17 protein-coding genes are annotated in these 23732 nt (G+C 55.6%); 5 read left to right on the forward strand and 12 right to left on the reverse strand.

The window, feature by feature from the left end:
• Window positions 1-4: 4 nt before the first annotated feature.
• From carB to folA, 3 genes are all read left to right on the forward strand, one after another.
• On the forward strand, window positions 5-3229 hold the full coding sequence (carB, locus tag AC6I8T_RS03400) for a carbamoyl-phosphate synthase large subunit (RefSeq protein ID WP_021184774.1): 3225 nt from the start codon (window positions 5-7) through the stop codon (window positions 3227-3229).
• A 235-nt stretch (window positions 3230-3464) separates the two neighbouring features.
• On the forward strand, window positions 3465-4607 hold the full coding sequence (locus tag AC6I8T_RS03405; RefSeq protein ID WP_021184773.1) for a porin: 1143 nt from the start codon (window positions 3465-3467) through the stop codon (window positions 4605-4607).
• A 287-nt stretch (window positions 4608-4894) separates the two neighbouring features.
• Window positions 4895-5377, forward strand: a complete 483-nt coding sequence (gene folA, locus AC6I8T_RS03410; protein ID WP_021184772.1) for a type 3 dihydrofolate reductase — start codon at window positions 4895-4897, stop codon at window positions 5375-5377.
• Window positions 5378-5473: 96 nt separating this feature from the next.
• On the opposite strand, the gene apaH is transcribed toward folA, so the two are convergent.
• Genes apaH through lptD form a run of 6 tightly spaced genes read right to left on the reverse strand, consistent with a single transcriptional unit; the run spans window position 5474 to window position 12298 of the window.
• Entirely contained in the window at window positions 5474-6343 is an 870-nt protein-coding gene (gene apaH / locus AC6I8T_RS03415; RefSeq protein WP_021184771.1) for a bis(5'-nucleosyl)-tetraphosphatase (symmetrical) ApaH, read from the reverse strand.
• Between the two features lie 51 nt (window positions 6344-6394).
• The gene (apaG, locus tag AC6I8T_RS03420; protein WP_021184770.1) at window positions 6395-6772 is read right to left on the reverse strand and encodes a Co2+/Mg2+ efflux facilitator ApaG/CorD; all 378 of its coding nucleotides are present in this window, start codon (window positions 6770-6772) and stop codon (window positions 6395-6397) included.
• A 4-nt stretch (window positions 6773-6776) separates the two neighbouring features.
• The gene (gene rsmA / locus AC6I8T_RS03425) at window positions 6777-7601 is read right to left on the reverse strand and encodes a 16S rRNA (adenine(1518)-N(6)/adenine(1519)-N(6))-dimethyltransferase RsmA (protein ID WP_021184769.1); all 825 of its coding nucleotides are present in this window, start codon (window positions 7599-7601) and stop codon (window positions 6777-6779) included.
• Window positions 7594-8586: a 4-hydroxythreonine-4-phosphate dehydrogenase PdxA gene (gene pdxA / locus AC6I8T_RS03430; protein WP_208724767.1), complete on the reverse strand. Its 993-nt coding sequence runs from the start codon at window positions 8584-8586 to the stop codon at window positions 7594-7596. Before pdxA ends, rsmA begins: the two co-directional genes overlap by 8 nt.
• Window positions 8576-9871, reverse strand: coding sequence for a peptidylprolyl isomerase SurA (gene surA, locus AC6I8T_RS03435; protein WP_021184767.1), 1296 nt, complete (start codon window positions 9869-9871; stop codon window positions 8576-8578). Before surA ends, pdxA begins: the two co-directional genes overlap by 11 nt.
• A 54-nt stretch (window positions 9872-9925) precedes the next feature.
• Window positions 9926-12298 carry an LPS assembly protein LptD gene (lptD, locus tag AC6I8T_RS03440; RefSeq protein ID WP_497833505.1) on the reverse strand — a complete coding sequence of 791 codons (2373 nt, stop codon included), beginning with the start codon at window positions 12296-12298 and terminating at the stop codon, window positions 9926-9928.
• 182 nt (window positions 12299-12480) lie between these two features.
• Here lptD and djlA point away from each other — a divergent pair, with 182 nt between their 5' ends.
• Window positions 12481-13296, forward strand: coding sequence for a co-chaperone DjlA (gene djlA, locus AC6I8T_RS03445; RefSeq protein WP_208724769.1), 816 nt, complete (start codon window positions 12481-12483; stop codon window positions 13294-13296).
• Window positions 13297-13387: 91 nt separating this feature from the next.
• Here the strand turns inward: djlA and rluA are convergent, their stop codons facing one another.
• From rluA to polB, 3 genes are all read right to left on the reverse strand, one after another.
• Window positions 13388-14041 carry a bifunctional tRNA pseudouridine(32) synthase/23S rRNA pseudouridine(746) synthase RluA gene (gene rluA, locus AC6I8T_RS03450; protein WP_021184764.1) on the reverse strand — a complete coding sequence of 218 codons (654 nt, stop codon included), beginning with the start codon at window positions 14039-14041 and terminating at the stop codon, window positions 13388-13390.
• Between the two features lie 37 nt (window positions 14042-14078).
• Window positions 14079-16985, reverse strand: a complete 2907-nt coding sequence (rapA, locus tag AC6I8T_RS03455) for an RNA polymerase-associated protein RapA (RefSeq protein ID WP_208724770.1) — start codon at window positions 16983-16985, stop codon at window positions 14079-14081.
• A 154-nt stretch (window positions 16986-17139) separates the two neighbouring features.
• Complete coding sequence (gene polB, locus AC6I8T_RS03460) at window positions 17140-19500, reverse strand: DNA polymerase II (RefSeq protein ID WP_497833506.1); 2361 nt, start codon at window positions 19498-19500, stop codon at window positions 17140-17142.
• Window positions 19501-19667: 167 nt separating this feature from the next.
• Here polB and AC6I8T_RS03465 point away from each other — a divergent pair, with 167 nt between their 5' ends.
• Entirely contained in the window at window positions 19668-20432 is a 765-nt protein-coding gene (locus AC6I8T_RS03465; protein ID WP_021184761.1) for a DedA family protein, read from the forward strand.
• Here the strand turns inward: AC6I8T_RS03465 and thiQ are convergent.
• From thiQ to thiB, 3 genes are read right to left on the reverse strand one after another with little or no spacing between them, the layout of a single operon-like run.
• Entirely contained in the window at window positions 20429-21130 is a 702-nt protein-coding gene (gene thiQ, locus AC6I8T_RS03470) for a thiamine ABC transporter ATP-binding protein ThiQ (RefSeq protein WP_208724772.1), read from the reverse strand. The two genes, AC6I8T_RS03465 and thiQ, sit on opposite strands and share 4 nt — an antisense overlap.
• Entirely contained in the window at window positions 21114-22724 is a 1611-nt protein-coding gene (gene thiP / locus AC6I8T_RS03475) for a thiamine/thiamine pyrophosphate ABC transporter permease ThiP (RefSeq protein ID WP_208724773.1), read from the reverse strand. The genes thiQ and thiP overlap by 17 nt, the downstream gene beginning before the upstream one ends.
• Entirely contained in the window at window positions 22700-23686 is a 987-nt protein-coding gene (thiB, locus tag AC6I8T_RS03480; protein ID WP_208724774.1) for a thiamine ABC transporter substrate binding subunit, read from the reverse strand. The genes thiP and thiB overlap by 25 nt, the downstream gene beginning before the upstream one ends.
• Window positions 23687-23732: the final 46 nt, after the last annotated feature.

Raw genomic sequence — 23732 nt, forward strand, 5'->3', positions numbered from 1 at the left:
AACGATGCCAAAACGTACAGACATAAAATCCATCCTGATCCTTGGCGCAGGTCCGATCGTTATCGGCCAGGCATGTGAATTTGACTACTCGGGTGCGCAGGCGTGTAAAGCGCTGCGTGAAGAGGGCTACCGCGTCATTCTGGTGAACTCGAACCCGGCCACCATCATGACTGACCCGGAGATGGCTGATGCAACCTACATCGAGCCAATCCACTGGGAAGTGGTGCGTAAAATCATTGAAAAAGAGCGCCCGGATGCCGTGCTGCCTACTATGGGCGGCCAGACGGCGCTGAACTGCGCACTGGAGCTGGAGCGTCAGGGCGTGCTGGAAGAATTCGGCGTGACCATGATTGGTGCGACTGCCGACGCGATCGATAAAGCTGAAGACCGTCGCCGTTTTGACGTGGCGATGAAAAGCATCGGTCTGGACACCGCACGTTCCGGTATCGCGCATACCATGGAAGAGGCGCTGGCGGTGGCTGAAGATGTTGGCTTCCCGTGCATCATCCGTCCTTCCTTTACCATGGGCGGCACCGGTGGCGGCATCGCCTATAACCGCGAAGAGTTTGAAGAGATTTGTGAACGCGGTCTGGACCTGTCGCCGACCAATGAGCTGCTGATTGACGAGTCGCTGATTGGCTGGAAAGAGTACGAGATGGAAGTGGTGCGTGATAAAAACGACAACTGCATCATCGTCTGCTCGATCGAAAACTTCGATGCGATGGGTATCCACACCGGTGACTCCATCACCGTGGCCCCGGCGCAAACCCTGACCGATAAAGAGTATCAAATCATGCGTAACGCCTCACTGGCGGTACTGCGTGAAATCGGGGTTGAGACGGGCGGTTCCAACGTGCAGTTCTCGGTGAATCCGAAAGATGGTCGTCTGATCGTTATCGAGATGAACCCGCGTGTATCACGTTCTTCAGCGTTGGCCTCTAAAGCCACCGGTTTCCCGATTGCTAAAGTGGCGGCGAAACTGGCGGTGGGCTTCACCCTCGACGAACTGATGAACGATATCACGGGTGGTCGTACCCCGGCATCGTTCGAGCCGTCTATCGACTACGTTGTGACCAAGATTCCACGTTTCAACTTCGAGAAATTCGCCGGTGCTAACGATCGCCTGACCACGCAGATGAAATCTGTCGGCGAAGTGATGGCGATTGGCCGTACTTTCCAGGAATCGATGCAGAAAGCGCTGCGCGGCCTGGAAGTGGGTGCCAATGGTTTTGACCCGAAAGTGAATCTGGACGACGCCGAAGCGCTGACCCGCATTCGCCGCGAACTGAAAGATGCTGGCTCTGACCGTATCTGGTACATCGCCGATGCTTTCCGTGCTGGCATGTCAGTTGATGGCGTGTTCAATCTGACCAACATCGACCGCTGGTTCCTGGTACAGATTGAAGAACTGGTGCGCCTGGAAGAACAAGTGGCGCGTGAAGGCGTGAAGGCGCTGGACTTTGCCTTCCTGCGTAACCTGAAGCGTAAAGGTTTTGCGGATGCGCGTCTGGCAACGCTGGCTGGCGTGGCTGAAGGTGAAATCCGCAAACTGCGTCAGCAGTTCAACCTGCATCCGGTCTACAAACGCGTTGATACCTGTGCGGCAGAGTTCGCGACCGACACCGCGTATATGTACTCAACCTATGAAGAAGAGTGCGAGGCTAATCCAAACCAGGACCGCGATAAGATCATGGTACTGGGTGGCGGTCCAAACCGTATCGGACAGGGTATCGAGTTTGACTACTGCTGCGTTCACGCCGCATTGGCGCTGCGCGAAGATGGTTTCGAGACCATCATGGTTAACTGTAACCCGGAAACCGTCTCTACCGACTACGACACCTCCGACCGTCTTTACTTCGAGCCAGTTACGCTGGAAGACGTGCTGGAAATCGTGCGTATTGAACAGCCAAAAGGCGTCATCGTGCAGTACGGCGGCCAGACTCCGCTGAAACTGGCGCGCGCGTTGGAAGCCGCCGGTGTACCGGTTATCGGTACCAGCCCGGATGCGATTGACCGTGCCGAAGACCGTGAGCGTTTCCAGCAGGCGGTTGAACGTCTGAACCTGAAACAACCGGCTAACGCCACCGTGACCACGCTGGAGCAGGCGGTGGAGAAAGCGGTAGGTATCGGTTATCCGCTGGTGGTGCGCCCGTCTTACGTATTGGGTGGTCGTGCGATGGAAATCGTTTACGACGAAATCGACCTGAAGCGCTACTTCCAGACGGCGGTATCCGTTTCCAACGATGCGCCTGTGTTGCTGGACCGTTTCCTGGATGACGCGGTTGAAGTGGACGTGGATGCGATTTGCGACGGCGAGCGCGTGCTGATTGGCGGCATCATGGAACATATCGAGCAGGCGGGTGTTCACTCCGGCGACTCGGCGTGTTCTCTGCCAGCCTACACCCTGAATGCAGAGATTCAGGATGTGATGCGTCAGCAGGTAGAAAAACTGGCATTCGAACTGAATGTCCGTGGTCTGATGAACGTGCAGTTCGCGGTGAAAGACAATGAAGTCTACCTGATTGAAGTGAACCCGCGTGCGGCACGTACCGTGCCATTCGTCTCCAAGGCGACCGGTGTACCGTTGGCGAAAGTGGCGGCGCGCGTGATGGCAGGCAAAACGCTGGCTGAGCAGGGCGTCACGAAAGAGGTGATTCCGCCGTACTACTCGGTGAAAGAAGTGGTGCTGCCGTTCAACAAGTTCCAGGGTGTTGACCCGATTCTCGGACCAGAAATGCGCTCTACCGGTGAGGTGATGGGCGTGGGTCGTACCTTCGCGGAAGCCTTCGCGAAAGCGATGTTGGGTGCGCAGAGCAACATGAAGAAATCAGGTCGTGCGTTGTTGTCAGTACGTGAAGGCGATAAGAAACGTATCGTTGACCTGGCGGCGAAGTTGCAGAAGTTTGGCTTTGAGCTGGATGCTACCCACGGCACCGCCGTGGTGTTGGGTGAAGCCGGTATCAATCCGCGTCTGGTGAACAAAGTGCATGAAGGTCGCCCGCACATTCAGGACCGCCTGAAGAACGGCGAATACACCTACATCGTCAACACCACCGCAGGACGTCAGGCGATTGAGGACTCCAAGCTGATTCGCCGCAGTGCGCTGCAATATAAAGTGCATTACGACACCACGCTGAACGGTGGTTTCGCTACGGCGATGGCACTGAATGCGGACCCAACCGAAAAAGTGATTTCTGTGCAGGAAATGCATCAGCAAATTACCGGTTAAATCTTCTGATTAAATAATAAACAACGGCTCCTCAGGGGGCCGTTTTTTTATTTATCTGTCTGGTTAATAAGTTAACTTATATGAAACATATTGATTTGACTTAGTTTTTAGCGCTTAGTGCGGATTTAATTTTTCACATCATTATTAGCACAATTTTATAAATATAAAGCGATGCTGCTCCCCTTAGTATGTTAATCGCTCATTTTTTCGAGCATAACTGGGATATTTATAAAAAATGAAAATGCGTGCTTTCACTCTCACCGCCATTGCTGCGCTGGTCGCAGCGGCACCCCTTGCCAGCCAGGCTGAAGTTACTCTTCTTAAAGCAGACCCACAGGCTAACGATCCGCTGAGCCGTCTCGACTTTAAAGTTGGCGGTAGTATCCGCCCGCAGTTCATGCATCAGAACGGCGTGAACGACAAGTCTTATAAGCGTAATGGCTATGACGGCGGTTCACGTTTCCGCTTCACCGCCAATTATTACCTGTTTGATGACGTAAGCTGGGTAGGTTACTACGAGCTGGGCGTTAACTTCCCGGCGTGGTGGGGTTGGGATAACCACTATGCCGATGGCGCGAACAACACCACGCGTCGTCAACTGTACACCGGCTTCAAAAGTGCGACCCTCGGTGAACTCTACTTCGGTCAGCAAAACAGCGTTTACTATGATGTGGTCGGTGCGAAGACCGATATCTGGGACTACGACATGCTGGCCCAGGCACCGGGTAACGGTATCAACGGCGACTACGATGGTTCCTACCGTTCACGTAAGCAGCTGAAATACAAAAACACCTTCGGTGACGTTGATGTCTATGCATCTTACCTGTTTGAAGATAACGACTATCTGCCAGGTAAAGGGATGCGTTACAAACGTAAAGGCGGCGGCTCTCTGGGTGTGAACTATCACATCACCAAAGATCTGGCGTGGGGTACCGCGTGGAACTACACCCGTGCTGATATCCACCAGCCGTCAACTGGCGATAGCAAAACCTATGACCAGAATATCTACGGTACAGCGCTGAGCTGGACGCCGGGTCACTGGACGCTCTCTGCCGGTGGCGGTTACTACCAGAATTTCCTGTCTACCAAAACATCTCAGGTACACAACTACTTTGCTGATGATGCCTGGGGCCTGGAATACTTTGCTGGCTACAAATTCCCGATTGGTCAATATGCGGTTAAATCCATCCAGCCGTACTTTATGGGTGACCGTCTGGAATACCTGAATGGTCGTAACTACAAACGTATCGACAACGGCCTGGGCGTGAGCTTCCAGCTCGACTACGGTTTCCGTGTTGATTACGAATACGTGATTACCTCCAGCACCGACAAATCACTGGGTAACGTTAACCTGGTGCGTCTGCGCTACGATTTCTAATCGCTATCCACGGCTCCTGCGGGAGCCGTTTTCATTTGTGTCAGTCAGTGCGCATTTCTTTACACGGCTGTACAGGCGACATCCCCTTTTCACGCTGCCTTGTGCCGTTTCCACGCGAAAATATGGCGCCTCTCTCGGATATTGCTGAGAAAGGCGGTGTAAAACTCTGTCCAATAACAAAAATGTGGTGGCAAAGGAGCTTTACGTAAATAGCGAGTCCCTCCTATCGACGAAAGTTTCGCCTTTACGTATGATGGCGCCAATTTTTTTCCTGTAGGTCATTAAACATGATTAGTCTGATCGCAGCTCTGGCAGCGGATCGCATCATCGGTATGGAAAACGCCATGCCCTGGAACCTGCCTGCCGACCTGGCATGGTTCAAACGTAATACCCTGAACAAGCCCGTGATTATGGGGCGTCTGACCTTTGAATCGATTGGCCGTCCGTTACCGGGCCGTCTGAATATTGTGGTCAGCAGCAAACCGGGTGACCATGACGGCGTGACCTGGGTGACATCGCTGGAAGATGCGGTGAATGCAGCGGGTGATGCGGAAGAAGTGATGGTGATTGGTGGTGGTCGTATTTACGAACAGATGCTGCCGCGTGCCGATCGTCTCTATCTGACCCATATCGATGCGGAAGTTGAGGGTGACACCCAATTCCCGGACTACGAGCCCGATGAGTGGCAATCCACCTTCAGTGAATTCCACGACGCCGATGCGCAGAATTCGCACAGCTACTGTTTCGAAATCCTCGAACGCCGCCGTTAATTAACGGATATATTGTACACCTCCTTCTCCCGCTTGCGGGAGAAGGTCGGGATGAGGGGGCTGGTCGCACGGGACTTTCCGTCGCTACGCGCCCTATCATTCCTGATGGCTGAGCGGTGGATGTGGGTGGGGTGCGCTCTGCGCCATCGCCTGCTCACGGTTGGAGTGCTGGACATAATATTGTTGTGTTTCCCAATGCAGCATCGTTAGTGTGCCACCCCAGCAGCAACCCGTATCCAGCCCGATGATGCCCTCCGGTGTTCCTTTCCCTTCCAGTGATGCCCAATGCCCGAAGATTAACGTGTAATCATGCGCTACCGGACTCGGGATCATAAACCAGGGTTTCAGCGGTGGTGGAGCGGATTCCGGGGTTTCTTTACAGATCATATCCAACTGACCATTCGGGAAACAGAACCGCATCCGCGTTAGCGCGTTAGTACTGAAGCGCAAACGCGCCAGACCGCTGAGTTCCGGCGTCCAGTTATTCGGCATATCGCCATACATCGCGTCGAGAAAGAGCGGATAGCTGTCACTGGACAGCACGGCTTCGACTTCACGCGCACAAAGTTTTGCCGTGTCGAGATCCCATTGCGGTGTGATGCCAGCATGAGCCATGACCAGTTTTTTTTCTTCATCCACCTGTAATAACGGCTGACGACGCAGCCAGTTAATCAGTTCATCCGCATCGGCAGCTTCCAGTAGCGGCGTCAGGCGATCTTTGGGTTTGTTGCGGCTGATACCGGCATATACCGCCAGCAAATGAAGATCGTGATTGCCCAACACCAATCGTACGCAGTCTCCCAGTGACTTCACGTAGCGCAACACGTCAAGCGAGCCGGGACCACGGGCCACCAGGTCGCCGGTCAGCCACAGGACATCCTGCTGCGGATCGAAGTTAACCTGTGCCAGGAGGGCACGCAGTTCATCATAACAGCCGTGAACATCGCCAATCAGATATGTACTCATTACATCAGTCCGGTTAAAACGCATCGCCCGGACAGGCCGGGCGAGGAAGGATTAGTGGATGTGGGTTTGCACCGCGAGTCGGAACACAGGAATGTCGACAAAAAACTCTTCTCCCTCTTCGTCGATCATCACGTAGTGGCCCTGCATGGTGCCCATCGGCGTTTCGAGGATCGCGCCGCTGGTGTATTGGAATTCGCTGCCGGGTGCGATATGGGGTTGTTCACCGACCACACCTTCGCCCTGAACTTCGGTTTCGCGACCGTTACCGTTGGTGATCAACCAGTAACGACCGCGCAGCTGGACGCTGCTGCGCCCCAAATTGCGGATGGTGATGGTGTAGGCAAACACGTAGCGCTCCTCGTCGGGCGACGATTGCGACTCCACATACAGGCTTTGTACCTGGATACAGACGCGGGCCATTTCACTCATGCACTCAGTTCTCCGGATTCTCTGCCTGATGGTTGCCAAGCCAGTTGGCCAGCTGACAATACTGAGCTACCGTGACGTTCTCTGCACGCAGGGTGGCATCAATATTCAGTTCATCCAGCGCGCCGGCAGCAAACAGATGACCGAGGCTATTACGCAGCGTTTTACGGCGCTGGCCGAACGCCTCGGTTGTGATGCGGCTTAACAGACGCACATCGCTGACCGGATGTTGCGGCTGGGCATAAGGCACCAGGCGTACCACCGCGGAGTCCACTTTAGGCGGTGGCGTGAATGATTGTGGCGGCACTTCCAGCACCGGAATCACCTGACAATAATATTGCGCCATCACGCTGAGTCGACCGTAGGCTTTACTGCCCGGTCCGGCCACCAAACGGTTGACCACCTCTTTTTGCAGCATGAAGTGCATGTCTTTAATCGAACCAGTATAGCTGAAAAGGTGGAACATCAGCGGGGTGGAGATATTGTACGGCAAGTTACCAAACACACGCAGCGGCTGGCCTTTCTCACGCGCCAATGCGGAGAAATCAAAGGTCATTGCATCCTGCTGGAAGATGGTCAGCTTGGGGCCAAGAAACGGGTGAGTTTGTAAACGCGCGGCAAGGTCGCGGTCCAGTTCTACCACGGTCAGCGCATCCAGACGCTCGCCCACTGGCTCCGTCAATGCGCCGAGGCCGGGACCGATCTCCACCACGGCTTCACCCTTCTGCGGATGAATAGCGGAGACGATGCTGTCGATAATATACTGATCGTTCAGGAAGTTCTGCCCGAAACGTTTACGGGCGTAATGCCCCTGATGGACGCGATTATTCATTACTGCTCTTGATCATAGTGATGGCGAGGTTAAGCGCCGTAATAAAGCTGCCCGGCTCCGCCTGACCCAGACCGGCCAGTTCCAGCGCGGTGCCGTGGTCAACCGAGGTACGGATAAAGGGCAGGCCCAGCGTGATATTCACCGCCCGGCCAAACCCCTGAAATTTTAGTACAGGTAAGCCCTGGTCGTGATACATCGCCAGCACCGCATCTGCATGTTGCAGGTATTTGGGCTGGAACAGGGTATCAGCGGGCAGGGGACCGGTCAGCTGAATGCCCTGCTGACGCAATTCGTCCAGGGCCGGAATGATAGTATCGATCTCTTCACGGCCCATATGGCCGCTTTCGCCAGCGTGCGGATTCAGGCCGCAGACGAAAATATGAGGGTTCGGCAGGCCGAACTTTTGCTGCATATCACGATGCAAAATGGTGATCACTTCATGCAGGCTGTCACGGGTGATTGCCGCCGACACATCTTTAAGTGGCAGATGGGTCGTAGCCAATGCTACCCGTAGCTCTTCGGTAGCCAGCATCATGACCACGCGGTCGCCGCCAGCGCGATCGGCGAAAAACTCAGTATGCCCGGTAAAGGGGATGCCGGCATCATTGATCACGCCTTTGTGAACCGGGCCGGTAATCAGCGCGGCAAATTCACCGTTAAGGCAGCCATCACAGGCGCGCGCCAGCGTTTCCAGCACGTAGTGGCTGTTAGCCACCGCCAGTTCACCCGGTATGACCGCTTGCGCAGTATCAATCTGGAGCAACGTCAGCGAGCCAGCCTGTTGCGGTTGCGCCGCAACACCGGGCTGGTAATCACGCAGCGTCAGCGGTAAACCAAGCTGAGCTGCGCGATGACGCAGCAGTTCACCATCAGCGCACACCACCAGCTCAACCGGCCAGTCACGCTGGGCCAGTTGAACGGTTAAGTCAGGACCAATCCCGGCGGGTTCGCCGGGAGTGATAACTACACGATAATTACTGACCATTGTTGTCCAGAATTTTCACGTAAGCACTGGCGCGTTGTTCCTGCATCCAGGTCTGTGCTTCTTCCGCGAATTTACGGTTAAACAGCAAGCGATAGGCACGTTCTTTCTGCGCCGCATCCGTCTTATCAACCTGACGGGTATCCAGCAACTGAATCAGATGCCAGCCGAAAGAGGAGTGAACCGGCTGGCTGGTCTGGCCTTTCTGCAAGCGCATCAGCGCATCACGGAAGGCAGGATCGAACACCTCCGGCGAGGTCCAACCCAGATCGCCGCCCTGATTCGCAGACCCCGGATCGTCTGAATACTGTTTAGCGGCGGCGGCAAAGGTAATTTTCCCGCTGCGAATATCCGCAGCAATCTCTTCCAGCTTAGCGCGTGCCTGATCGTCAGTGAGGATCGGCGACGGTTTCAGCAGGATATGACGTGCGTGCACTTCGGTGACGGAGATATTTTTGCTCTCACCACGCAGATCGTTCACTTTCAGGATATGGAAGCCCACGCCTGAACGGATCGGACCGACGACATCGCCTTTCTGCGCGGTGGCCAGCGCCTGGGAGAACAGGGTCGGCAGTTCTTCAATTTTGCTCCAACCCATGTTGCCGCCTTTCAGCGCCTGCGGATCAGCAGAATAGGTCACAGCCAGCTTGCCAAAATCGGCCCCTTTTTTCAGTTCACCCACTAACTGACGGGCCAGCGCTTCCTGATCGTCAACTTGCTGCTGGGTCGGGTTTTCCGGCAGTGGCAGCAGGATCTGACTGACGTTCAGCTCAGTACCCTGGGTGTTCTGTGAACCAATCTGCTTCGCCAGGGTATCCACTTCCTGCGGCAGAATGGTCACGCGGCGGCGCACTTCATTGTTACGCACTTCAGAGATCATCATCTCTTTGCGGATCTGCGCACGGTATTCGTTGTAGTTAATACCGTCGTAGGCAATGCGGCTGCGCAGTTGATCAAGGGTCATATGGTTCTGACCGGCGATATTCTGGATAGCTTCATCCAGCTGTTGATCGCTTATCTGCAAACCTGCTTTTTCACCCATCTGTAAAACAATGCTATCCATGATCTGGCGCTCAAGGATCTGATGACGCAGGGTATTGTCATCAGGCAGTTGCTGATGGGCCTGCTGTGCCTGTGCTTTCACCGTGCGCAGCATGCTATCAACGTCACTTTCCAGCACCACGCCGTTATTCACGACGGCGGCAACTTTATCTACCATTTGCGGGGCTGCGAACGCAGTGTTAGCGGCAATCGCCACACCAAGAATCAGCATTCTCCAGTTCTTCATACTTTATCCATTGTTGTTTCCGCACTGCGGGATAGCCTGTCAAACATCACAACATCAGAAAGCCTGCTGGTAAGGGATGATGCCCTGACGCAGCATGTCATGGGTGCCTAAGCCATAGTTGGAGCTCAGGCCACGCAGCTCAATGTTGAATGAGATTTGGTTGTCATACTTACTATTGTTGTTTTCCCAACCGTTGATTTTGCGCTCGTAACCGACACGGATTGCATAGCAGCAGGAGCTGTATTGCAGACCCACCAACTGGTCAGCCGGTTTGCTGTTGCGGGTGTCGTAGTAATACGCACCGACCAGCGACCAGGCGTCAGCAATCGGCCAACTGGCGGTTGCTCCGACCTGAGAGATCCCGTTTTTGTAGATCGGGTTAGTCAGCAGGCTGGAGTCATTCAGTGCTTGCGCGACGTATTCCGGGCTGCTGTAGCGATAACTCAGCTGCACCATACGATCGGCATCCTGACGATACTCGAGTACCGCATTGCCCTGAGCGATGTTATCGAGACGGGTATCATATTGCAGCCCGCCACGCACGGCCCAGCGATCGCTCACTTTCCAGTAAGTGTCACCGGCCCAGATCAGGCTACCGGTCTCATCTTCATCGTCGATCTGCTCAACGCCAGTCCGCGATGGGGTAAACGAGTAGATTTGACCAACAGAAACGTTAAAACGTTCAACCAGATCGTTATCATAAATTCGCGTGGTAACACCGGTTGCGACCTGATTGGCTGAGGCGATGCGATCGAGGCCGCTGTAAGTGCGGTCACGGAACAAGCCGGTATAGTCGGTTTGCAGTAATGTTGAATCGTACGGATAGATAGCGCTCTGGTCGCGGTACGGGATGTAGAGATACTGGACACGCGGTTCCAGCGTCTGGGTATAGCCCTCAGCCCAATCCATATCGCGGTCAAATACCAGACGACCATCGACCTTAAACTGCGGCAGCGTACGGTTAACGGAGTCTTTCAGCAGGCCGCTGGAGGTCCGGGTGTAGCTTGAGCTGTTGTAATAATCGAGGCTATCCTGCTGATAATGGGTAGCAAGGAACTTGGCTTCGGTATCCAGGCTGGCCCAGCCGTTTGACAGCGGCAGATCCAGCGTCGGTTCAATATGCAGACGCGTTGCTTCCGGCATTCGGCTATTTACGTTGGTAAACTTCACCGCCTGCGCGAAAATACGGCCATCAAACGGCCCGATATCGTTCTGATAGTAATTCAGATCGAGCTGCGGCATCGCGCGATAGACGTTGCTGTTGCTGGTGGTGCCAAATACCTGGAAATCTTTGGTTGAGAGTGTGGCATCCCAGTTGGTATCGGCATAGCCAACGCTGAATTTCTGCGTGGCGTAACCATCAGTCGAACTGTAATACTTTGACGTTAAGTCGTTGAAGTAATAGGGATCGCTGACTTTGGTATAGTCGGCATTGAAACGCCAGTGCTGATCGTACACCCCAGCGTGGCGCCAGTAGAACAACCAGCGATCGGAGCTGGCATCCTGCGCAATACCACGCACCGCTTTGTCTTTATCGTACTGATTATCGGATGGCAGATAATCCAGCTCCATCAAACCCGCACCAAACTGGGTCAGATAACGGAATTCATTCTGCAATTGCAGGCCACGATTGCTCATATAGTGCGGCGTAATGGTGGCATCGGCCTGCGGTGCGATGTTCCAGTAGTACGGCAGCATGAACTCGAAACCATTCGTGCTGCTGTATTTTGCATTCGGGATCAGGAAGCCAGAGCGGCGACGATCGCCAATCGGCAGTTGCAGGTAGGGGCTATAGAAAACCGGCACATTGCCAAGTTTAAAGCGCGCATTCCAGATCTCCGCCACTTCCTCCTGGCGGTCCTGAATGATTTCTGTACCCACCACACTCCAGCTGTTGCTACCGGGCAAACAGGAGGTAAAGCTGCCGTTTTCGAGGATGGTATAACGATTGTTGCCACGCAGTTTCATCTGATCGGCATCACCACGTCCCTGACGGCCTACCATCAGATAGTTACCGTTCCAGACGTTGGTATCTTTGGTATTCAGATTCGACCAGGCTTTCGGACCTTTCAGGATGACCTGATTGTCGTCATAGTGCACATTACCCAGCGCATCGACGGTACGAACCGGCGCGGTTTGCCCTTCCTGCTGACGCTGATGCAACTGCACTTCATCGGCAGTCAGGCGGCTGTTTCCCTGTTGCACATCGACGTTACCGGTGAATACCGCGTCGTTGGGATAGGTGCCTTTGGACGAGTCAGAATGAATCGTCACGGGCAGCGAATTCGTGTCGCCATTAACCAGCGGACGGTTAAAGCTCGGCACGCCCAGCATACACTGCGACATTAAGTCGTCGGCGAGGGAATGCTGACTGTATATCGCTGCACCAATCATGGTAGCCAGCAGGGTAGGTATACGTTTTTTCATACGCGGTTTCGATAATTCCATGAAAACTGGCATCATGCCGACAATCCGGTCAGAGACTAACTTACTGCCCGGCGATGCGCCAGTGTTAATCCTTTTCTGTCCGCGTTGCCGTTAGGCGCTGAGATAAATGACAGGTATGATAATGCAATTTTCAGCCGCAAGCATGGCGAATTGAGGAGTTTATGCGCTACTGGGGAAAAGTAATTGGTCTGGCTCTGGGCTTACTTTCCGGACTGGGCTTTTGGGGCATTGTACTGGGTCTGATCATTGGTCACATGTTTGATAAGGTGCGCAGCGTTCAGGGACAAGGCTATTTCGCTAACAACCAAACCCGCCAGACACTGTTTTTTAGTACCACTTTTCAGGTAATGGGCCATTTGACCAAGTCAAAAGGACGCGTGACCGAGGCGGATATCCAGATTGCATCTTTACTGATGGATCGTATGCAGCTGCATGGCGATGCGCGCACTGCGGCACAGCGAGCCTTCCGTGAAGGTAAGCAGGGCGACTATCCGTTACGCAATAAACTGCGTGAGCTGCGCAGCGCCTGCTTTGGTCGCTTTGATCTGATTCGGATGTTTCTGGAAATTCAGATCCAGGCCGCCTTCGCTGATGGTTCACTGCATCCCAACGAACGTCAGGTGTTGTATGTGATCGCCGAGGAGCTGGGCATCTCAAAAATGCAGTTTGACCAGTTCCTGCGCATGATGGAAGGCGGCCAGCAATTTGGTGGTGGCGGTTCATCGTATGGTGGCGGCGCGTATCAGCAGGCTAAACGTGGCCCGACGCTGGAAGATGCCTGTAGCGTGCTGGGGGTGAAAAGCAGCGATGACAGCACCACGATCAAGCGCGCCTACCGTAAGCTGATGGCGGAACATCATCCTGACAAGCTGGTGGCGAAAGGGCTACCGCCACAAATGATGGAGATGGCGAAGCAGAAAGCGCAGGAAATTCAGGCGGCTTACGATCTGATTCGTAAGGAAAAAGGATTTAAATAAATCCTTGCTCCGGCGTAGCGGCGCGATTTATCGCGCGGCCGTTTCCCAATGGCGGCACAAACCCACGCGATAAATCGCGCCGCTAAGGTTGTCAGAAATCTGCTGGCTGGCGAAACGTCATACTGTTGCCAAACGCCGGGTGGGTTATGGTCAGCGATTCCGCATGTAACAACAGGCGCGATGCCATCGCCAGCGCTTCTGGCGAAGCGTAAAAGCGATCACCAAGAATCGGATGCCCCAGCGCCAACAAATGCACACGTAACTGATGCGAACGTCCGGTAATTGGCTTCAGCTGCACCCTGGCGCTGTTGTCGTCATCATATGCCAGCACCTGATACTCGGTTTGCGCCGGTTTGCCGGTTTCAAAACACACCTTCTGCTTTGGCCGGTTTGGCCAGTCGCAAATCAGCGGCAAATCAATTAAGCCTTTTTCTTCAGCCGGATGGCCCCAGACGCGCGCCACGTATTGTTTGGCAGGCTCGCGTTCACGGAATTGCCGCTTCAGCTCACGCTCGGCCGCTTTATTCAACGCCACCACAATAACGCCGCTGGTGGCCATATCCAGACGATGCACTGATTCAGCCTGCGGGTAATCACGCTGGATCCGTGTCATCACACTGTCTTTGTGCTCATCGAGGCGACCCGGCACCGACAGCAAACCGCTCGGCTTATTGACCACCATGATGTGATCGTCCTGATAAAGGATATGCAGCCAGGGTTCAAGCGGCGGGTTATAAGGTTCCATCAGCCATTCCGTAAGGGGGCCTTGCGGCCCCGGTCAATTATTGATGCGTCACCACGATCAGGCGCAGCGCATCCAGACGCCAGCCCGCGTCACCGAGGCTTGCCAGCACCTGGTTACGGTTGCTTTCCAGCGCCTCAACCTCGTCATCACGGATGTTGGGGTTGACGGCGCGCAGTGCCTCAAGACGGGATAGCTCAGCGCTCAGCTTCTCATCGGCTTCGGCTTTTGCCGCCGCGATAATCGCTTGCGCTTCCGGCACCACTGCGCTCTCCGCCAGCGTCAGAATCTGATGCACATCCTGTTGAACGGCATTCACCAGCTTGCTGCCGGTATGGCGATTCACGGCGTTTAACTGACGGTTAAAGCTCTCAAATTCCACTTTTCCGGCCAGATTGTTGCCGGTGCGATCCATCAGCAAACGCACCGGTGTCGGCGGCAGGAAGCGGGTCAGTTGCAGATGCTTCGGTGCCTGGGCTTCCACCACATAGATCATCTCTACCAGCAGCGTGCCAACCGGTAACGCTTTGTTTTTCAACAGCGACAGCGCACAGCTGCCGGTATCGCCGGAGAGGATCAGGTCCAGACCGTTGCGGATCAGCGGGTGTTCCCAGGTAATGAACTGGGTATCTTCGCGTGACAGTGCCTGGTTGCGGTTAAAGGTCACGGTGCAGCCATCCTCCGGCAGACCGGGGAAATCCGGCACCAGCATATGATCGGACGGCGTCAGCACGATCAGGTTATCGCTACGATCCTCCTGGTTGATACCCACGATATCAAACAGGTTGAGGGCGAAATTCACCAGGCCGGTGTCGTTATCCTGCTCGGCAATCGCTTCTGCCAACGCCTGGGCTGCTTCACCGCCATTTGAGTTCTGCTCCAGCAGACGGTCGCGGCCCTGTTCCAGTTGGGCTTTCAACTGGTCATGCTGCTTGCGGCACTCAACGATGAACTCATCCAGCCCCTGCGGATTTTCCGGCGCGGCAAGGTATTCAATCAACTGGCTGTAGACGCTGTCGTAAATGGTGCGGCCAGTTGGACAGGTGTGCTCAAACGCGTCCAGACCCTCGTGATACCAGCGCAACAGCACCGCCTGCGCGGTTTTTTCCAGCCACGGCACCAGGATCTGAATATCGTGCATCTGGCCGATACGATCGAGACGACCAATTCGTTGCTCCAGCAGGTCCGGGTTGAACGGCAAATCAAACATCACCAGGCGGCTGGCGAACTGGAAGTTGCGGCCTTCAGAACCGATTTCCGAACACAGCAGCACCTGCGCGCCATCTTCTTCGGAGGCGAACCAGGCCGCAGCGCGGTCACGTTCGATGATTGACAGACCTTCGTGGAACACGGCGGCGCGGATACCTTCGCGCTCACGCAGCACCTGTTCCAGTTGCAGGGCGGTGGCGGCTTTGGCACAAATCACCAGCACTTTCTCTTTACGGTTGCTGGTGAGGTAGCCCATCAGCCACTCAACGCGCGGATCGAAGTTCCACCAGGTGCCGCTGTCACCTTCAAACTCCTGATAAATCTGCTCCGGGTACAGCATGTCACGGGCGCGTTCTTCCGCGCTTTTACGTGCGCCCATAATGCCGGAGACTTTAATTGCCGTTTGGTACTGCGCCGGCAGCGGCAGGCGGATCTGATGCAGTTCGCGTTTCGGGAAACCTTTCACGCCGTTACGGGTGTTGCGGAACAGCACGCGGCTGGTGCCGTGACGGTCCATCAACATAGAAATCAGTTCTTTGCGTGCATCTTCTTTGCCTTCGCGATCGCTGTTTGCCACCTGCAACAGCGGTTCGATGTCCTGCTCACCGACCAGATCGTTGATCAGGTTCATTTCATCTTTGGAGATCGCTTTGTCGGCCAGCAGGGTGCTTACCGCATCGGCTACCGGGCGATAGTGCTGCTGTTCAGCTACAAACTGGCTGAAATCGTGGAAGCGATTAGGATCGAGCAGGCGCAGACGGGCGAAATGGCTCTCCAAACCGAGCTGTTCCGGTGTCGCGGTCAGCAGCAGTACGCCAGGCGTCTGTTCCGCCAACTGCTCAATGACCTGATATTCACGGCTCGGTGCGTCTTCACTCCATGCCAGATGGTGTGCTTCATCAACCACCAGCAGATCCCACGCAGCATCGGCCAGCAGTTCCAGACGCTGCTTATTACGGCGGACAAAATCGAGCGAGCAGATGATCAGCTGCTCGGTATCAAATGGGTTATCGCTGTCGTGCTGCGCTTCGGTGTAGCGGTCATCATCAAACAGCGCAAAGCGCAGATTGAAGCGGCGCAGCATCTCCACCAGCCACTGATGTTGCAGGGTTTCCGGTACCACAATCAGCACGCGCTCCGCACGTCCAGCCAGCAACTGTTGCTGGATGATCATCCCGGCTTCGATGGTTTTACCCAGACCCACTTCGTCAGCCAGCAACACTCGCGGTGCATGGCGACGGCCAACATCGTGCGCAATGTGCAGCTGATGTGGGATCAGGTTGGTGCGCATACCACGTAAACCGCTGGTCGGCAGGTTGTACTGCTCGCTCTGATATTTACGGGCGCGGAAGCGCAACGCAAACCTGTCCATGCGATCCAACTGTCCGGCGAACAGGCGATCCTGGGGTTTGCTGAACACCAGTTTGCTGTCGAGCATCACTTCGCGCATCAGCACGTTGGATTCTTCGGTGTCGAGACGTGTGCCGATGTAGGTAATTAACTCATTTTCGTTACGGACGTCATCGACGCGCATCTGCCAGCCTTCATGGCTGGTGACGGTATCACCCGGATTGAAGATCACGCGGGTAACAGGAGAATCATTACGGGCATAGAGGCGGTTTTCGCCGGTTGCCGGGAACATCAGTGTGACCATGCGCGTATCCAGCGCAACTACCGTGCCCAGTCCCAGTTCACTTTCCGTATCACTAATCCAGCGTTGACCCAGTGTAAAAACCATATAATTCCTGTTCGATTCTCTGTCATGTCATGAAGATGTGCACCTGCTCTCAGGCAAAACCGTACCGCCAAACGAAAGGGTTTGGGCAGCGTGTGGATGCGGTGAGATTCAGGAAGGGCGCTATGGTACTGGATGGCAGGGCATTCGTCACCTGTCAAAAAAGCCCCAACTGCCCGGTAATCAGTGTAGCAAAATCATCGCCGACGAAGGGTAAAATGCCTTCCGCCACGGGCTGCAACTGCTTCGTCACATAGTGATCATAGTCGAGCGGCGTATGGCGCGCTTCCAGAGGCTCCGGGCCTGCGGTGGCGATGACATAGCGAATGGTGCCGCCGTTCTGATACTGCAACGGCCGCCTCAGTTTGCGGTTGACCTCATCCGCCAGGCGCGCGGCGCGAACATGCGGTGGCACGTTGCGCTCATAATCTTTGAGCGGGCGGCGCAGGCGCTTTTTATAGACCAGCTGATCATCAAGTTCGCCTGCCAGCAATTGCGCCACGGTATCCCGGATATAATCCTGCCAGGGTTCACCGCGAAAGATGCGACCATACAAGGTTTGCTGGAACTGTTGCGCCAGGGGGGTCCAGTCGGTGCGTACCGATTCAAGCCCTTTGAACACCAGCCGTTCACTGTCGTCGGTGCGAATCAGACCAGCATAGCGCTTTTTACTGCCCTGTTCCGCACCGCGAATGGTAGGCATTAAGAAACGACTGAAATGGTTTTCGTACTCCAGCTCCAGCGCACTGCTCAGGCCATAGGTTTGCTGCAAATGTTCCTGCCACCAGCCATTGACGTGTTCGGCCAACTGACGACCAATTACCGCCGCTTGTTCTTCGCTGTGCGCCCCCTTCAACCAGACAAACGTTGAATCGGTGTCGCCGTAAATCACGTCATAGCCTTTGGCTTCAATCAGTTCACGCGTTTGCTGCATGATAGCGTGCCCGCGTAGGGTGATGGAGGACGCGAGGCGGGGATCGAAAAAGCGACAGGCGCTGGTGCCGAGCACGCCGTAAAAAGCGTTCATGATAATTTTCAGTGCCTGCGACAGTGGTTTGTTGTGGTCGAGTTTTGCCCGCTCACGTCCCTGCCAGATCTGCTCAACGATCGCGGGCAGGCAGTGGGTGGCACGGGAAAAGCGTGCACCGCGAAAACCGGGTACTGAATCGGCATCAGCAGGATGTGCCAGCCCTTCCACCAGTCCCACCGGATCAATCAGGAAAGTACGGATAATCGATGGATAGAGGCTTTTGTAATCCAGCACCAACACCGAATCGTACAGGCCGGGACGCGAATCCATCACGTAACCACCGGGGCTGGCTTCCGGCGTCACTTCGCCGAGATTAGGCGCAACAAACCCGGCGCGATGCATACGTGGAATGTAGAGATGACCAAATGCCGCCACTGAACCGCCGTGGCGATCGACCGCCAGCCCATTCACCGTAGCGCGTTCCAGCAGGAACGGCATGATGGCGGTATGATGGAAAATGCGCGTCACCAGTTCGCAATCTTTCAGGTTATAGCGCGCCAGCGCCGGTTTATCGCTGGCGAAGCGCCAGTTGATCTCTTCCATGCGTTGCCACGGATTATCAATGGCTTTGCCTTCACCCAGTAACGCCTGCGAAACGGCTTCCAGACTGAAGGAGGGGAAATCCCAGAAGGCGGATTTTAACGCCTCGATGCCGTCAATAATCAGGCGCCCGGTGGCCTGCGCAAAAAAGACGCCGGGTTTAAAACCATGCTCGCGCCACTCCAGCGGCTGTTGCTGGCGTCCCAGACGCAGCGGAATGCCATAACGATCGGCGTGTTTTTGCAACACGCGCAGGTCGAATTGCACCAGGTTCCAGCCGATAATGACATCAGGTTCATGGCGGGCGAACCAGGCATTAAGTTGCTCCAGCAGTTGCGGGCGGCTATCAACGTAAATCAGTTCGAAATCAAGCGCGCTGGCATCGCCGTTGGGCGGGCCGAGCATATACACCTGACGCTGGCCACAACCTTCCAGCCCGATGCAGTAGAGTTCGCCATGTTCGGTGGTTTCGATGTCCAGCGACACCCATTTTAGTTCTGGGCGATAGTCGGTATGGGGTTTAAGGCGCGCATTAACTACGCTGTCACCGCGCGTGTCGCCACTGAACCACACCGGCGCGGTGATAAAGCGTTCCATCAGATAGCGCTCCGGCGGGCGGATATCCGCTTCATACACCGGGATGCCATTGTCCCGCAGGCGTTTTTCCAGATTTTGCAGTTGGCGATAGCTGCGACAATAAAGGCCGAACACCGGACGACGACGGAAATCTCTTAATTTCAGGGACTGAATGCGCGTGTGGCGCTCGTCGCGGATTAGCGTTTCGACCTGCGATTGAAATTCGGTGGGAATAAACGCCACCGACTCCTGAGCGGGCAACACTAAGCGCTGCGCGCCGCGGTCGGTAGCCAGCCACAGCACCACTTCGCTGCCAGTGGGGGTGTCTCGCCAGTGTCGGGTAAGCAGAAAACCTGCGCGTGGATCGGTCACGGGAACTCCGGGTGTGATAACCCGTTTAGTGTATCATGGATGTTTATACAGTGTCTTTGGTTTGCTTAAATTGTCAGCGCTTTGTCAACATTGGTGTACAAATCTTGCCTTGACGCTGCGCGGCTGGCTCTGGACAATCCAGCCTTCATATTCCGCAGAGGATATTTATGGAAGCCTGGGTACAACATCTTTTTACGCAATCTCTGGAATGGGCATTGTTTGCTGTCGCGCTGGTGACGTTTCTTGAGTCGCTGGCCTTCGTAGGATTGCTGCTGCCGGGCACGGTGTTGATGGCAAGTCTGGGCGCGCTGGTCGGCAGCGGCCAGATTGGTCTCTATCCGGCCTGGGCTGCCGGGCTGGTCGGTTGCCTGATTGGCGACTGGGTTTCCTATGGCATTGGCTGGAGATTCCAGGGGCCACTGCATCGCTGGAAATATTTACAGAAGTATCGTGGTTTGCTGGATAAGACCGAGCATGCGCTGCATCAGCACAGCATGTTTACCATTCTGGTTGGGCGCTTTGTCGGCCCGACGCGTCCCTTGATTCCGCTGGCGGCTGGGATGCTGGAGTTACCGGTGCGCAAATTCCTGCCACCGAACATTATTGGCTGCATCCTCTGGCCACCGCTGTATCTGATGCCCGGTATCCTCGCCGGGGTGGCGATTGATGTGCCGCAGGCCGCACAAGGCAGCCACTTTACCTGGCTGCTGGCGCTGGTGGCGTTGCTGGTATGGCTGGGGTTCTGGCTGTGCTGGCGTTGGTGGCGCAGTGGCAAAAATATCGACTGGGCAACGGCGTATCTACCGGCGGCGCGTTTACGCTGGCTGGCACCGTTGGCCGCAGTGGTCGGCGTGGCAGCGTTTATTGCTATCCAGTTCCACCCAATGATGCCGGTGTTCCGTCATCTGCTGTGGAAGGTGTTCTTCGCTTAACGTTGTGCCACGCCGAGAATGGCGGCGGCGGGGGTTCTGCCATTGAGCAGGTCTTCCGTGCTGCCATCCCAGTAAATCCGCCCATCAACCACCACCAGACTGCGCGACGCGATTTGCCGCGCATCTTCCAGACTATGCGACACCATCAGCAGCGTGATGTTACGCGCGACGCAGACGCTATGCACCAGTTGCAGCATCTCCTGACGCAACGCCGGATCGAGTGCAGAAAAAGGTTCATCCAACAATAGAATCGGCTGATTGCGCAGCAGACAGCGCGCCAGCGCTACGCGTTGGCGTTGGCCGCCGGAGAGCTGTCCCGGCAGGCGCTGTAGCATCTCCTGAAGCCCGGTCTGCCCGGCGATCTCAAGCACCTGCTGTTTCTGGTCAGCGGTGAGTTTTAAGCCCGGATGTAGCCCCAGTCCCAGATTCTGCTGCACCGTCAGGTGCGGAAACAGGTTGTTCTCCTGGAATAACATCGACACCGGGCGCGCGGCGGGGACGCTGGCGGTATGCTCTTCGCCGTTCAACCATAAACTGCCGCTGCTGACCGGCAAAAAGCCGCCAATCAGGCTAAGCAGGGTACTTTTCCCGGCTCCGCTCGGACCCAGGATCGCCAGCCGTTCGCCGGCTTGCGCACTAAACTGGAAGCGCATCGGCAGATGCTGGTACAGGTAGGTGAGGTTATTCAGTGTCAGCATGACGACCTGGCAATTTTTCCATCAGGGTAAACAGGAGCAGGCACAGCAGCAGCAACAGCAACGCGGTGACCGCGCCGTCCTCGCCGCGATAGGCGCCAATTTGCTGGAACAGATAGAATGGCAACGTGCGGAAATCCGCGCTGCCAAACAATGCCACCACGCCAAAATCGCCAATCGACAACACGCAGGCAAAGGCCAGCGCCTGGGCAATCGGACGTTTCAGTGCGCGCAGTTCAAGCAGGCGCAGGCGGTTCAACCCCTGCATACCCAGCGAGGCGCATAACTGATTGTAACGCGCGCTGAGATCGCGCATCGGGTTCTCCAGCACTTTCATGGCATAGGGGATGGCGATCAGTGCGTTCGTGAAGATCACCAGCCCGTCGGCGGATTGCGGCAGGCCAACGGTGGCGTTGAACAGCAGGAAAAAACCGCTCGCCAATACGATGCCTGGCATTGCCAGAATCAACATGCCACTCAGTTCCATTGCTTGCGCCGGGATAGTGTGATGACGCAGGCGCAGTTCACGGCTGCTCCATAACAGCATCAGGGTAAGAATGACACACAACACGCCTGCTCCGATGGCAATGCGTAATGAGGTAAAGGTGGCCTGCCACAAGGCCGGTTGTTGAATCGCCCCGGCGACGCCGCCACGCAGGCCATCAGTCACTACCGCCAGCAAAGGCGGGAGCAACAACAACAAGGCTAAACCGATCAATAAGCCATCGCTGAGGCGCGCGCGCCAGCTATCCTGGGGATCGCGCCAGCCGCGTATCTGCTGACTTCCGCTCGGAATAGCTTGGCTGAAGCGCTGGCTCAGCAACACCAGCAGCAGGCAGCAGCCCAGTTGCAGCAGCGCCAGCAGGGCCGCGCGACCGGGATCGTAGTCAAAACTCAGCGCCTGAAAAATTGCCAGCTCCAGCGTGGTGGCCTGCGGGCCACCGCCCAGTGCCAGCACGGTGGCAAAACTGGCAAAGCACAGCATAAAAATCAGCGCGGCGGTGGGCAAAATCTGCCGCCGCAGCCACGGCCATTCGAGTAAGCGGAACAGGTTCCAACTGCGCAGGCCGAGCTGCGCCGCCAGCTGACGTTGCTCGCCCGGGATGCTTTCCAGCGACTGCAACAGCATGCGCGTGGCCAGCGGCAGATTGAAGAACACATGTGCCAGCAGAATGCCCTGCAACCCATAGGGTGAGAAGTGATAATCGATACCTACCAGGCTGCACAGCTGGGCCAGCCAGCCGCTGCGACCATAGACGCTCAGCAGGCCGAATATTGCCACCAGCACCGGTAGCACCAGCGTCATGGCGCACAGGCGTAACAGCAGGTTACGTCCGGGAAAACGTCGACGGTACAGGGCGCGCGCCAGCGGGATCGCGGGGATGACTGAGAACAGCGCCGACAGTAACGCCTGCCAGAAGGAGAAAGCCAGTACGTGATGCAGATAGTCATCGGTGAGCAGGCCACGCCAGTCACCGATGGGGGCTGACATCAACAGCGCACCAAACGCCAGCAGCGCCACCGCGCATAACAAGAGCGCGGTGAAACTGCCGGGCAGCAGCCAGCCGGGAATTAACGGCTGACGGCGCGTTGCCATGCACTTATCCAGTCGGCGCGATGGTCGGCAACCTCAGTCGGGCTATATTGCAGCGCCGTTTGCGGTACGTTTAGCGTCTGATAACCGGCAGGCAACTCGCTTTTAATCACCGGATACATCCAGTTGCCGGTCGGGATGGTCTGCTGGAAGGCCGGGGATACCATAAACTGCATAAATTGCTGCGCCAGTTTTGGTTGTTTGCTGCTGGCGAGCTGTGCCGCCACTTCAACCTGCATGTAATGGCCTTCGCTGAACGGCGCTGCCGCGTAGTTTTCTTTCTTCTCTTCAATGATGTGATAAGCCGGGGAGGTGGTGTAACTCAGCACCAGATCGCCTTCACCTTTCAGGAACAGGCCATAAGCTTCACTCCAGCCTTTGGTGACGGTGACGGTTTTTTGCGCCAGTTTTTGCCAGGCTTCCGGCGCTTTGTCGCCATACACCTTTTGCATCCACAGCAGCAGGCCAAGTCCGGGGGTGCTGGTACGTGGATCTTCATAGATCACGCGCCATTTTTCAGGGCTTTCTACCAACTCTTTCAGACTTTTGGGCGGGTTCTTCAGTTTGTTTTTGTCATAGACAAAGGCGAAGTAGCCATAGTCGAACGGGATAAAGGTGTCGTTGTGCCAGCCATCTGGCAGTTGGAGTGCGCCGGTATCCACCTGGCTTTTGGCAAACAGGCCGGTTTTTTCTGCCGCCTGCACCAGATTGTTATCGAGGCCCAGCACGATATCCGCTTTGCTGTTTTTGCCTTCCATACGGACACGATTGAGCAGCGACACGCCATCTTCGAGCGCGACATATTTCAGCTCACAGCCGCACTGGGCTTCAAAGGCTTTTTTTACTGCCGGACCGGGTCCCCAATCGGCAGAGAATGAATCGTAGGTGTAGACGGTCAGTACCGGTTTGGCAGCCAGCGCTGGGGCAGAAATCAGCAGCAGCACGGGCAGAACTTTTTTAAACACTTTGCGCTCCTTGAGGAGAAGATAAGGTTGAGTCGCAAAGGATCTG

It is taken from the genome of Pantoea sp. X-Soil-OKNW-556, assembly GCF_059730695.1.